General features: G+C 33.9%; 10 protein-coding genes. All 10 read right to left on the reverse strand.

Annotated elements, in window-relative coordinates; genetic code table 11:
* A partial coding sequence (locus ACOYLT_RS07100) for a tetratricopeptide repeat protein (protein WP_422853168.1) occupies nucleotides 1-1,070 on the reverse strand: 1,070 nt, incomplete at its 3' end.
* Between the two features lie 10 nt (nucleotides 1,071-1,080).
* Nucleotides 1,081-2,001: a PstS family phosphate ABC transporter substrate-binding protein gene (locus ACOYLT_RS07105; RefSeq protein WP_422853169.1), complete on the reverse strand. Its 921-nt coding sequence runs from the start codon at nucleotides 1,999-2,001 to the stop codon at nucleotides 1,081-1,083.
* Between the two features lie 232 nt (nucleotides 2,002-2,233).
* Nucleotides 2,234-3,022 (reverse strand): energy transducer TonB, encoded by a 789-nt coding sequence (locus ACOYLT_RS07110; RefSeq protein ID WP_422853170.1) that lies wholly within the window; start codon nucleotides 3,020-3,022, stop codon nucleotides 2,234-2,236.
* Between the two features lie 31 nt (nucleotides 3,023-3,053).
* Nucleotides 3,054-3,614, reverse strand: coding sequence for an ExbD/TolR family protein (locus ACOYLT_RS07115; protein WP_422853171.1), 561 nt, complete (start codon nucleotides 3,612-3,614; stop codon nucleotides 3,054-3,056).
* A 20-nt stretch (nucleotides 3,615-3,634) separates the two neighbouring features.
* Nucleotides 3,635-4,264 carry an ExbD/TolR family protein gene (locus ACOYLT_RS07120; protein WP_422853172.1) on the reverse strand — a complete coding sequence of 210 codons (630 nt, stop codon included), beginning with the start codon at nucleotides 4,262-4,264 and terminating at the stop codon, nucleotides 3,635-3,637.
* Between the two features lie 45 nt (nucleotides 4,265-4,309).
* On the reverse strand, nucleotides 4,310-5,131 hold the full coding sequence (locus ACOYLT_RS07125) for a MotA/TolQ/ExbB proton channel family protein (protein WP_422853173.1): 822 nt from the start codon (nucleotides 5,129-5,131) through the stop codon (nucleotides 4,310-4,312).
* Between the two features lie 495 nt (nucleotides 5,132-5,626).
* Nucleotides 5,627-6,973: an FAD-dependent oxidoreductase gene (locus tag ACOYLT_RS07130; protein WP_422853174.1), complete on the reverse strand. Its 1,347-nt coding sequence runs from the start codon at nucleotides 6,971-6,973 to the stop codon at nucleotides 5,627-5,629.
* A gap of 76 nt (nucleotides 6,974-7,049) precedes the next feature.
* Nucleotides 7,050-9,437, reverse strand: coding sequence for a penicillin acylase family protein (locus ACOYLT_RS07135; protein WP_422853175.1), 2,388 nt, complete (start codon nucleotides 9,435-9,437; stop codon nucleotides 7,050-7,052).
* A gap of 365 nt (nucleotides 9,438-9,802) precedes the next feature.
* Nucleotides 9,803-10,888 carry an agmatinase family protein gene (locus tag ACOYLT_RS07140; RefSeq protein WP_422853176.1) on the reverse strand — a complete coding sequence of 362 codons (1,086 nt, stop codon included), beginning with the start codon at nucleotides 10,886-10,888 and terminating at the stop codon, nucleotides 9,803-9,805.
* A gap of 116 nt (nucleotides 10,889-11,004) precedes the next feature.
* Nucleotides 11,005-13,062: a T9SS type A sorting domain-containing protein gene (locus ACOYLT_RS07145; RefSeq protein WP_422853177.1), complete on the reverse strand. Its 2,058-nt coding sequence runs from the start codon at nucleotides 13,060-13,062 to the stop codon at nucleotides 11,005-11,007.
* Nucleotides 13,063-13,155 lie beyond the last annotated feature (93 nt).

The raw sequence follows: 13,155 nt of genomic DNA on the forward strand, positions 1-13,155 counted from the left end.
CCATCTGCACTGGTTCCTTTTTTTATTTTGGCTTGACCTAAATACAAATAATCTTTAGGAATGATTTTACTGGTAGGATTTGAAATAAATTTTTGCAAAGCATCTAAAGCAGCATCAAAGTTGCCATTTTCATAGGCTGAATATCCAAGATAACGAAGAATTCTGGGGTTTACACCATCCAGTTCTTTCATTTTATTAGCCTCAAGTTCTAAGGCTTTATAATCTTTAGCTAAGATTAAAAAGTCGGCATGACGCATACGTGATGTTATAGAATAATCTGTTAAACTCATGTATTTTTCATAAAAACTTAACGCTTTTTGAATGTTTTCCGTATAGGTTTTTGGCTCATTATTTCCCCATAAATAGTAGGTTTCAGCTAATTCTCTATATACTGGACCATAATTTGAATTGATAGAAATAACTTCATTATAAGCTTTTTCTGCTTCAGTGTAGGCTTTTGCTCCTTTCAACAACACACCTAATTGCATCTTAGCTCTTATTAAGGAACTGTCTGTTTGGTATGCATTTCTATAAGCAACATAGGCTTCGTTTTGCTTTTTTTCCCCATAATAAGCATCTCCTAATGCCAATTGAACTTGAGCATCGGTTGGGTTGACAGTAGCTGCTTTTGTCAATACAGCTAAAGCACTTTGATAATCTGGCTTATCAGCATTCATAAAAGCACGAGCTATATAAATATACTCTTCTGTATCTTTCTTTCTCAAATCTTTAGTAACCAAATCAAATTTTGCTTGTGCTGCAGCTTTATTATTAGCATCTAAATCCATTTGACCTAACCCAATATTGTTGAATCGTGCAGCTTCGCTAGCAGCTAATCCTTTTTGAAAACAGATAGATGCTGAGTCAGCAATATTTTGTTTCAAATATATAGTTCCTAGTAGAAAACTTGCTTTTCCATTAGTTGGTTTTGCCTGAATAAATGATTTCAACAACGATTTTGCTTTTTCAAATTGTTCAGCATCAATAGCTTTCTTTGCTGGCTCTAAATCTTGTGCTTTCGCAAATGTTGATGCTATTAGCGCTAAGCTGAAAATTTTAAACTTGTTCATTTTGCAATTTTTAATTATTATTCTTAGTAATTGTATTTCTTATTCTAATTTTTCTGGTAGGAATACGCTCAGGAACTAAACCCGATTTTAAAATAATACGTTGTCCCCTTTCTCCACCTAGGAAGGAAGCAAATCCCATCCCTAATCCTGAATATCCTTGACAATTGATGATGTACAAATGACGTGCCAAAGAATAATTACCTGAGGCAAGATTATCTTGTGTTGGAGAGAAATAATCATTTGTATTCAACCCTTTTATTCCCATAATATTTACTTTATCAACGGTCTCTTGTAAGGATAATGGTGGTTGAAAAATCCAATTTATGCCTATTACACCAACCATACCATCATTATTAGCTACATATTTTATAACTTCTTCATTAGTTTTAAATGAAAAAATATTTTTTTTATTTGTAATCGTTTCACCTGTGACTTCATTAAAATATCTCACTGTGCTTGAATTGGCATTGTCAAAAACAAGGCCTTTAATAGACTGAACTGTTTTTCCATTAATAAAATCAATAACATCTTTTAGTGCTATTAAAGTGTCATTAGATGTTTTATTTCTTATTAACGCAACAGCATCAGTAGCAAATGGAGTGATCCTTGGCACAATTTTTTTCGCTTGGAATTTTTTTAATTCTTTGTCTGAAAGTTTTCTTGTTAAAATAGCAATTTTAGCAGTATCATTAAACAATGCATTCAATACTTCATTTTCTGATTGAGGAACTAAATGCAGTTTTGCTTCATATTGTGTTTCAAAAACTGCTTCTTCATCTTCTACTATTGGTAAAATGGACTCGTCCACATATATAGTAGCTTTCCCTTTTATAATAGTATCTAATTTATCTGTTGATTTGTTTTGACAAGCCAATACAAATAACAAACTAATTAATAAAAACCCAATAACTGTTTTGGTTATTTTATTCATTTTATATTTAATCTCTATTAAAGAAACGCAAAAATCGTAAAAAAGAATATACAATCAATAAAATTCCGAATACAATTCTATAATTATAGGGTAATGTTAAGGGAAGTGACTTCCAAAAAATGATGATTAAGCCAAATGTTAAATAAATCAAAAAAAACATTATTCCTATAACGAGAAGAAATCGCTCTTTAAGCGATTTCTTCTGAAAGTTTTCTATGAATTTTGAAACCATTTATTCTGCAGATTGGATAGAAATTGGTAGCGAGTATAATACTCTAACTTTTTTTCCATTTTGTTCTCCAGGATTCCATCTTGGACATGATTTTAAAACTCTCATGGCTTCTTTTCCTGTTCCATAACCAATATCTCTTAATACTTTGATATCTGTTAACGAACCATCTTTTTCTACTACGAAGGTCACAAATATTTTTCCTTTTAATCCTTCTTCTTCAGGCACCACAAAATTTTTACCAATGAATTTGTAGAATTTTTCTAATCCACCAGGAAAATCAGGTTTAACCTCGATACCCGCAGTATTGTAGATATTATTATCTTCTTCTACTACACTTGGACCGTTTCCAACTGGCTCAATAGTTAAAGGAGCATCTGGATCACCTTTTATTGTTTCATTTCCAAGTTTTTTATCCTTGATTTCTTCCACTTTTGGTGGCTCTTCTACAATTTCTTCTGATTTCGCCACAACTGGTTTCACAAATTTCACTTGATCTACTTTTGGAGGTGGTGGTGGAGGTGGTGGAAGGTCTTTTGGTTGTTCTTCTTTTGGAGGCAACTTTATAGTTACAATTTTTTTATCTAATGAAGCATCATCGCTTGACAAATCTGGAATCAAATCTGCAATAAGCGGAGCTCCAACAGCAAGACAAAAAATTAATGCTCCAATCAACATAGAGCGCAACGTTGTTTTTGGGCTATCTTTACGCAATTCATATGCACCATATGATTTGTTGCGCCCTTCAAAAACGATGTCAATCCATTGTCTCGTTAATAAGTCTAATTTCATTTTTTATATTTTTAAGATTAGCACAAGAGCATTACTTGTTCATTTCATCTACTAGTTTTTGTTCTTCTGGAGTAATGTCATTTACAATAGCATAAGTTGGAACGTCACAAATAGCCATTTCATCCAAAATATCAACTAAGTTTCTGTAGGTAGATTTTTTTGTTGGTTTGATAATTACTATCATTCCTTTTTTCTTATCTCCTGTAGCTTGTACAATTGACGTTATTCTTTTTAAAATTTCTTTACGAATACCATTTTTACCATAAACACCATTTGATGGTCCACCTCCGGTTTCCGGTGCTTCAAGTAATCCATGATACCATTTAATTTTATTGTCTTTTCCTAGGATGAAAGTTAACGTTCTTACTTGGTCAACTTTGATAGGTTTGTCTTTAGTTTTATCATCTTCTTTATCTGGCAACCCTAAATCCATAGATTGAGGTTTAGATAAAGAGGTTGTCAACATAAAAAAAGTAATCAATAAGAATGCCAAATCCACCATAGCAGTTAAATCTACCTTTGCATTGGATTTTTTACTTCTTACCTTACCACCTTTTTTGCCTCCACCGTCGCCGGTATTTAATTCAGCCATTGTATAATAGTGTTATTAAATTAATAGTCTTTACCTCTTAAACCAGTAACTAAATTAAAGCTATTGATTTTTTGGTCTTGTAAAATATCCATGATTCTTTTAATCTGAGGATATTCTTCTTTAGCATCGCCTTTTATAGCAAATTGAAGCTCTTTTGTAGCGCCTCCATCTATATGAGCTTTTCTAGCGTATTGAATCCAATCTTGTAATTGATTGTTGATAGAATCACATGGGATACCTGGTTGCACACCCTTTTTAGCTCTATCGGCTCCTTTCATCGCCAGTAATTGTTTTAAGCTTTCAATTGGCACACCAAACTCTTCTATAAGAGCAAACTGGGCTTTTTCTTCATCTGTGAAAGTTAATTTATATTTCTGAGCCATATAGTCAAGAGCCCCTGAACGTACATCTCTGTCCTTCATTCCATAAAATACTTGTTCTTTTGCATCACTTTTACCAATTGTAATGGTAGCCAATCCTGTTTCAGGTAATTTGGTCTGTACGGTTGATGATGGTGTATCTACTGGAAGTGGTTCGGGTACTTTTGCCGTCGCCGTTAGGATAAAGAATGTTAGTAAAAGGAAAGCCACATCACACATCGCTGTCATGTCGATTGATGTTGCTTTTTTGGTCATTTTTACTTTAGCCATTTTTTATTTTTTTAACTACAATTAATAGAGTTGCTACTAATTGAATTATGATTTTAAACTTCCTCTAAATTTTCTGTATGTATTCACGATAGTTGAACCTGCTTCATCAATTGAGTAAGTCAAAGTATCGATTTTAGAAGTAAAGAAATTATAAGTTACGATTGCTAAAGCAGAAGTTGAGATACCTGTAGCCGTGTTAATAAGTGCTTCAGAAATACCATTTGCTAATGCAGCTTGGTCTGGAGTTCCTGCAGAGGCCAATGCACCAAACGCTTTAATCATCCCTGTTACTGTTCCTAATAATCCAGCAAGAGTTCCAAGTGCAACAAGTGTTGAAAGGATAGTTAAATTTTGCTCTAGCATAGGCATTTCAAGTGCTGTTGCTTCTTCGATTTCTTTGTGGATAGTCTCAGATGCTTCTTCACTATTAAAACCTTCTTTTTTAACTTCTTGGTATTTAACTAAAGCCGCTTTAACCGCATTAGCAACTGAACCTTCTTGTTTGTCACATGCAGCAATAGCATCCTCAATATTTCCTTGTTTGATACTTGCCTGTACATTTTTCATAAAAACTTCTAATTTACCTTTTCCTGATGCTTTTGATATTACTGAAAAACGCTCAATAGAAAACACTACCACCATTAATAATAATCCCATTAAAACTGGTACAATTGGTCCACCTTTGTAAACCATTGCTAAATAATTTCCTGGAAGTGGATGACCAGTGTTTACACCACCTTCAAAATTTGAACCTGCACCCATAATGAAATTCCACACTAGAACTCCGACGAAAATACATGCTACAATCACAATTCCAGAGAACATATTTCCTCCGTTCGAACCACTTTCTTTTTTAACGTTTGCCATTTTTTTAATTTTTAATTTTTAATTAATTTATAAGTTTTAGTTATTAATAAAATTGATTGGCAGCAAATTTAATTTTTTACTTGTAATAAAAAAACTTTTTTTAATTTAAAAGATGTTAAGATTTTGTAACTTTTTTGTAAAGCATTTGTAACTTTTGAATAATAATCGATTAAAACATGAATTATTAGAGTTTTTTTTAATCTTTAAATAGTTATTTATAGGTATAACGTAAAATTTATTCCAATAGTATTTTTATAAAAATTATTTTTATGTGAAGATTTTTTCATTTCATATTTTAAAAGCTTTACAAATTATTAAAACAATAATACAAATTCATAATCCTGAGATTTTCGTATAATAAAATCATGAAATTTATAGATAAAATACAAGAGTGGAATATCTCAATATGTTTGATGATGCTTTCATTTATCAAATTGACTTTAATTTTAATAAAACCCAAGATTAAAAAATCTAATTGTTGGGATTTGAAATTTTTTAATTGGAATTTAATAAATCAATGATTTTATTTTCTACTTCCTCACTATTCCAAATCTGTTCAATATTTGGCATTTGCATCACTTGTTCCATAATCTTGTTTTGAAAGTCGCCTATGGCAAGTGCTTCAGAGTAGGGTTGTAGACTAAACGTTACTCTACTATATAATGGAATCCATTTATCAGGGTGTTTGTCTGAAAACGATTTTTCTATTTTCTTTTGTAACAAAAAATTGACATCGGCTGTCTTAGTACTCATTTCTATGAAGTTCCTCAATGAAAGTTCTGCAATAGCATCTGCATTAGGTTTACGTGACTTTTGATATTCTGAAAATATTGTTTTCCAGTCATCACCATATTTTGCCATCATTTCGCTTAAAACAGTGATATCCTCAAAACCGGAATTCATTCCGTGTCCATAGAAAGGAACTATGGCATGTGAAGCATCACCTATCAAGGCTACTTTGTCTTCATAGGTCCAAGGATAACATTTCATGATGGCTAAATAGCTCGTTGGGTTTTTAAAGAAATCATTTACCAAATCAGGGATTACTGCAGCAGTATCTGGGAAAAAGTTAGCAAAGAAAGCTACCAAAGTAGCTTCATCTATTAGTTGTTCAAAAGAGTTTTCGCCTTCAAAAGGCATGAATAAAGTACAGGTAAAACTTCCATCTAAGTTAGCTAAAGCCATCAACATGAAATTTCCTCTAGGCCAAATATGTAGAGAGTTTTTATCTATTTTGTGAGTTCCATCAGCATTCGCAGGAATGTGTAATTCTTTATATCCAATCTTCATGAACTCTTGGGAGTAATCAAACATGCTTTGACGTTGCATTCGGTGACGAATTCTAGAAAAAGCACCGTCGGCTCCAAAAACTTTGTCGTATTGTAGTTCTGTCCACTCGCCTCTTTCAGATTCTCCAATGTGTAAAGTTGAAGTTGCCAAAGTTACATCCCAAATTTTGTGTTCAAAGAAAAACGCTACGCCTTCGGCTTCTGCCAAATCAATCATTCTTCTGTTCAAAACACCTCTTGATAGAGAAAAAATAGCTTCGCCATCTTTACCATAATACTGATAATTGAGATTACCATCTTTTAGATGTATAGTTCTTTTATCTACCGGGATACCAATTTTTCTGATTTCATTCTCTAGACCTACATCTGCCATGGCTTTCCAGCCACGATTAGACATTACCAAATTTATAGAACGCCCTGAAAACTCGACTGTTCTAATGTCTGGACTTCTGTCATAGACGTGAACGGTATGCCCTTGTTTTCTGAGATATATTGCTAATAAAGTCCCGACTAAACCAGAACCGACTACAGCAATTTTTTGAGGAGTTTGCATTAAATTATACTAAACGGTTTGCAAATTTAATTATTAGCTACGAATACACGAATGGAATTGGAATAATTTTATAAAATTACTCTTTTGATATAAAAATTAATTTAGTAGCCACTGCTTCAATCTCTTTCTTATTCATCATCATTTTTCTGAATTTTCCGCTCACAAAAAGCTCGGATTGATCATCATAATGTTTACTCATAGGATTTCCTGATTGCCCTGTAGGAAGAACACTTAAACTATTTTCGATATCTGAGAAGTCAATTATTCTTCTGGTAGATGGTCCGCCTTTGGTATTTATTTCAGCATCATCGGTGTAGATGAAGAGTTGGTTGTTAATGACTTCATTGGTGCCTGCAATTGAGTAGGAACCAACATTGAAAAATTTACTAAATAGTTTTACTTTCCCTATGGGATGCTGAAAGGTTACTTTATGCACTTTTGCCCATTGCCATTGTCTTACATCTTTTCCAAGTTGTTTTTCGAGGGAAGTAATTGCTTCTTTGAAGGATTGGGTTAAGATTTCTTTTTGGGTTTCATTTCTGTCTTTTGTAGTAATGTTATCCCACCAAGGTGAGTTGGCGTTTTGTGATTGCGCTTCTATGGTTTGTTTAATAATATGTGTATTTAATAAAATAGTAAAGTTGTCTTTTCCAAATTCATCTTCGAAAGTATCTTTCAAATACCAATAGAGCCATTTATTAAATACTGTTGGTGCAACATCGTTTAAATCATTTTCACCTGTCCATTCTTTTAAAATGGTCAATGCTCGTTTTTCATTAGAACTCATTTTGCTCATGGTTAAAACTGCTGTCAAGTTTGCTACAATATTTTGAGCGGTAGCTGACGTATTATCTACTATCATTTTCGAAACATCTTCTTTGGTCCAATCACTTTTTGGGGATAATAATCCATCTATTCTTAATGCTCTGTCTTTTGGTAAATAGTAGCCAGGATAAAGATAGCCATCAATAGGTTCTGGTTGATTGTTACTAGTGTAGACATAATTCCATGATGGATTTACAGCGGCAGGATGTTTGTTAAAAGGGATCCATTCTTTCTTATCGTCAATGCCATTGGCACCGTTTAGGATAAAGTTTGTATTTACAGACTCATTTACTTTGTATAGTTTGCCGGAAGTTATCCAAGCTATGTTGCCTTTGGCATCGCCATACATAATGTTCAACCCTGGTGCCTTGATGAGTTCGATGTTCTTATGAAAGTCTTCAAGATTTTTAGCATGTGATAACGAATAAACAGCATCGAGGATTTGGCTTTTTTGTTGGGTGTATATCCATGACATGGCTACTGATTTGTTAGTTGCTAAACCATCTAATAGTCCTGTGATGATGGGTCCGTGTTGGCTAGTTTTTACTATTATTTTTACCCCTGTACTGTCTTTTACTTTGATAGTTTTTTGATTGAATGTATAGTTCTTAAACCCTACAGGTGTGATATATTGTTTTATATTTTTTGGATTTTCTTCCTCTTGGAAGAAATCAACGTCGTCGTTTTCGAACATTGTTAGTCCATAGGCATAGTCTCTGTTGTGTCCTAAAAGTGGAAATGGTGTTCCTGCAATGTAGTAACCATACATTTCGTATTCAGGGCAAACGATGTGTGCTTCATACCAAGTACCGGGTTGAGAATACATGATGTGTGGGTCGTTGGCTAGGATTACTTTGCCGCTTTTGGTTTTGGCACCGCCTATTACCCAACTATTGCTTCCTATAAATGCTGGTACTGGTGATGTTTCTAAAAGTGTGGCTACTGATTTGGATATTTCGCTATAGGCTTTATATTTTCCTTTAAAGGATTTTAATTGTTTGGTTCCTAGTGATCCAGTTATGTTAAAGTCTTTAAGGTATTTCATGCCAAAACGGTCGCGGATGTCTGTTAGCAGCGGGTCTGTTTTTTGTGCCATAGCAAAGCTAAAAGACATAAACCCAAATATATTATAAACATCTTTTAATGTGAACTTTTCTTTTTTGATGCCTAGTAATGTGAACTCAACTGGGGTTTTTCCTTCCTCTAGGTATTGGTTGATACCATCAAGATAAGCATTGGCAAGTATAAAGGTTTGGGAGTTTTTATCGAGTTGTGCTACTGCTATTGCGGAGTTTTCATCTATGCCTATGCCTACGAAGAATTTATCTGTTTTTAAGGCTGGTGTTCCGAAGATTTCTGCTAGTCTTCCTGGGGCTATGCGACGCATGAGTTCCATTTGCCAAAGGCGGTCTTGTGCGTGTACGTAGCCCAGCGTGGTCATGGCGTCTTTTTGGTTATTAGCGTAGATGTGTGGCACGCCGTAGTTGTCAAAATAGACGGTGGTTTGCTGGTTAATTCCTTTTAGGGTTGCTGACCCTTCGTACTGGGGTTTGGTATATTGTAGATATCCTATAATGGCTATTGTTATTATGGCTAATACTAATAGAAGCGATAATAAGATTTTCTTTAATAGTTTCATTTTGATATTGAGTTTAGACAAATGTAATTAATAGATATCAGTGTTAAGATTGTTATTGTTCAGTTTTTTTCTAGATACTTGATTAGCTGAAACACTTTTTATCAATAGCTCACACTCAAAAGATGTTTTGTAATTTGTGGAATTATTTACTATTGTTAGAAATTATATACCTAATAAGGTTATTAAACGTAGAAGCTTTAAATCCTAAAGAATTAACAATAAAAAAATTTATAGCGATGAAGAAATCAATGCTCAAACTTTTTGCATAATAACTACTTTTTATAAAGATGCTGAAGGTAACAAAATAGAACTTTGGGAACCTATTGATTAATATTATACTAACTTATTATCTAAAAAACATCTTATTATTTTCTTAGAAAATTTATTTTTTGTCCCACGTTTAGTCCGTTGTTTTTTGCTAGAACGCCACACATGTGGAATAACATACGTGCGCCAACATTACCATCCCAATCGGTTTCGCCTGGTGCTACTTCTACCAAATCAAATCCTATGATTTCTTTGCCGCTAGCTGCTAATTTGTTGAACAAATAAGTAGCTTGCTCAAATGAAAAACCTCCTGGAACTGGTGTTCCTGTGGATGGGGCATACCATTGATACATGCCATCGATATCGAAACTGATGCAGACTTTTTGTGGCAATGTTGTTATAATATCCTCACATTGTTCTTCCCAAGTTTTGCCTTGGAAGGTTTCGGCTTTCATATCGGCATCGGTTTTTACTAAAACTCTTCCCTTGGCTTCGTGGACCACGTCTACTTCTTGTTCACAGAAATCGCGAATTCCAATTTGGGAAATTTTGGTTATCTGAGGTATTTTTAACGCATTATACATGATAGACGCATGAGAATATGTAAAGCCTTCGTAGGCAATACGCAAATCCATGTGAGCATCAAGATGCAAAATTCCATAATTATCATGAATCGTTGCCAAAGCTTCATAATAGCCTAATGGTGTGGAATGATCGCCGCCCAAAAGTGCTACTTTTTTGCCTTGTTTCATCCAAAACAAGACTTTCTCTTTTACCTCTGAATGGAAGTCACGACAGGCTTTGTTGATTTTATATAAATTGGCTTGCAAGGCAGGATAGGTTTCGATGGCTTCCCCACTTTCAAGCATTTCGATTATAGGTTGCGCTAATGCTTTGTATTTATCGGAGTTGATTTTCCAATGTGCTGGTGCTTCGTCAAGATAGATACCCAATTTCCATAGTTCGGGGAAATCTTGGTGGTTTAAATCGACCTGAAAAGAAGCCTCAAGTATTGCTTCTGGTCCTTCTGAAGCGCCAGAGCCGTAACTTACTGTTACTTCCCATGGCACCGGAATGATTATGATTTCTGATTGTTCGGCTGAGAATGGTAACCCAAAAACGGTAGCATCTGCTAAACCAGGTTGCGATGGGTCAAAAGAATCAATGATTTGTTGTTTTGTCATTTTTTAAAGTATGAAAGTGGCAAAGGTACAAAGTGGTACAGTTTTTTTGATGTGTTTGCATAAAAAAAACCGCAAAGATGGCTCTCTGTGGTCTTGTATATATGTTTTAGCTTTTGTTAGTTCTTAACAAACTTGCGAGATACTTTAGCATTGTTGAATGACATAGTATAAACTCCAGTGGCTAATGTTGTAATATCAATAGCTTCTTCATTTGAGATCACTGCTTTTTTCAATACTACTTGTCCTAGCATATTATAAATAGTTATACTTTCGTTTGAGTCAAATTCACCTTTGATGTTTACTACATTGTTTGCTGGGTTTGGATATAAAACAAAATTATTTTTTGTTGCATCTTCAATCCCTAGGTTAGATGTTACAGTAAGAGTAAATGTTCTCACTCTACTAGAAGATCCACTTGTTGCAGTTATAGTAATAGTGTAATCTCCTGGAGCTAGTACTGCCCCAATTACAGGGGACTGTGTCAATATTGCATTACAGTTTGCAGTAATTGGATTGGCTAAAGTAGCATAACTTGGTAAAGTATAAGTATTGTTTACATCTGCTTGAACCGTTTGATTTGGAATTGAAGCCATTGTTAAAGCCAACGTTGGCATTGTGTATCCTGCTTCTATAAATTTTTCTGTAATTTTAGCTATATCTACACAAGGATAATTCATATTGACAGCTGCAGTCCTAACTGCTATTGCAGCATTTTGTTGGTTAGTGGAACTTACTGTTAAATCTAATCCATTTAGGAAAGCTTTATCCGTTTTAGTTCTACCTATAGCATCCCAAATCTTCATTAATGCTGTTGACCAGATTTGTCCATCAGTATGAATTTGATTTACTAAACCTCCACTATAAGAAGCGTCATAATTTGTAATTCTTCCATCCCAAAAAGTATTATGTCCATCCCAACTAAAAACATAATCGTATTCTGCTGTTGTATTTGCCCATTGATTTAAACTTCTACTGTAAGACACCGCCCAATAATCACCACAACCTTCGCTAAGCCCATTAACTTGTGAAAGTCCACCACCAGTAATCCAATCATGAATACCGTGTCCTAATTCGTGTAAAACTACATCGGCATCTTCTGCATCATCAACTCCACCTTCTCCAAATTGCAATTGCCCGTTAGCATAAAATGAGTTGTCGTCTGAATTGGCTCCATGTGGGTCAAAAAATACTGCGCCAGCATTGGCTGATTGATAGGGAACGCATGTAATTCCTAATGTTTGATTAATGTATCTTAAACTTTTATCTATGTGATAAAAAGCATTTACTGCTTCAAACCCATCTTGATTTCTGTTAAAAATAAAGTTTGGGGTTGTTTGCGTAAACATTCCTTTATTAGGGCTACCAAGTTCTTTGATTTCTGCATAAGTACTTTTTAGTTTATAAGTAGTTCCCGTTAAATCTATTTCTGGTAATATCACATCAACTCTAGCATTATCCAAAGCCGTATTGGTTACATCACCAATTCCAGCTCCATCTACATAACTTCCGCCATAAGCAACACCAGCTTTAGATAATGGATCAGGATTAAATACTTTGGCAGTGCCTGTTACTAAAGCTAAAGGTGCCATTGGAGGTGATTGTTTTTTCTCTTTTTTATCATGTTTACCATAATAATAAGCCACATCCTTTGTGCTCAATACATCACCCGATTGCGCATCAATAATGGTTTCCCAACTTCCTGTTTTTGCATATGAATCTGTTAAAACTCTGTATACTAATTTTGTGCATTCTAATTTGTTATATACAAACAATTTACATTCTTGAAAAATAATATCGCTATCGATTTTTAATGTTTGATTTGAAATAGCAATTGCATTTTCTTTAGTAAACGAAGGTTGTACATTAATATTAGCTACCCATTTATCATAGGTAGATGCAGTGCTAGTAATTTCATTGTCAGGCGAAAAGTGAATAAGGATTTCAGAGTCAAAAACCGGAATTCCATTCTTTACTTGTTGGAAACGCAAAGTTTCACCTGCTTGGGTTTTTCTTACCATTTTCAAAGAAAAACTATCTTCAGGATTTATTTCTAAAGACTTTTCATTTGATAGTATCCAAGCCCTGGCCTCTGCTTCTTTTGCAGAAGTTTGTGCATTGCTGATGGTTGCATAAGCTAGGATAGCTAAAATAATATAGTTTAGTTTGAATTTCATATCAATTTAATTGAGTAATTTTTTGAAATATATAATTCACAAATCAACAAATTGTTTTTGTAAAATCAAATTAATTTTTAATTAAGTAATCCT

Origin of the sequence: Flavobacterium sp. (genome assembly GCF_049318185.1) — a bacterium.
Lineage (GTDB): Bacteria > Bacteroidota > Bacteroidia > Flavobacteriales > Flavobacteriaceae > Flavobacterium.

Bases quoted from the DNA above. Each gene is read 5' to 3' on its own strand.
- ACOYLT_RS07120 (WP_422853172.1), bottom strand. From the start codon at position 4,264: ATGGCTAAAGTAAAAATGACCAAAAAAGCAACATCAATCGACATGACA.
- ACOYLT_RS07125 (WP_422853173.1), bottom strand. From the start codon at position 5,131: ATGGCAAACGTTAAAAAAGAAAGTGGTTCGAACGGAGGAAATATGTTC.
- ACOYLT_RS07145 (WP_422853177.1), bottom strand. From the start codon at position 13,062: ATGAAATTCAAACTAAACTATATTATTTTAGCTATCCTAGCTTATGCA.
- ACOYLT_RS07105 (WP_422853169.1), bottom strand. From the start codon at position 2,001: ATGAATAAAATAACCAAAACAGTTATTGGGTTTTTATTAATTAGTTTG.
- ACOYLT_RS07135 (WP_422853175.1), bottom strand. From the start codon at position 9,437: ATGAAACTATTAAAGAAAATCTTATTATCGCTTCTATTAGTATTAGCC.
- ACOYLT_RS07140 (WP_422853176.1), bottom strand. From the start codon at position 10,888: ATGACAAAACAACAAATCATTGATTCTTTTGACCCATCGCAACCTGGT.
- ACOYLT_RS07110 (WP_422853170.1), bottom strand. From the start codon at position 3,022: ATGAAATTAGACTTATTAACGAGACAATGGATTGACATCGTTTTTGAA.
- ACOYLT_RS07115 (WP_422853171.1), bottom strand. From the start codon at position 3,614: ATGGCTGAATTAAATACCGGCGACGGTGGAGGCAAAAAAGGTGGTAAG.
- ACOYLT_RS07130 (WP_422853174.1), bottom strand. From the start codon at position 6,973: ATGCAAACTCCTCAAAAAATTGCTGTAGTCGGTTCTGGTTTAGTCGGG.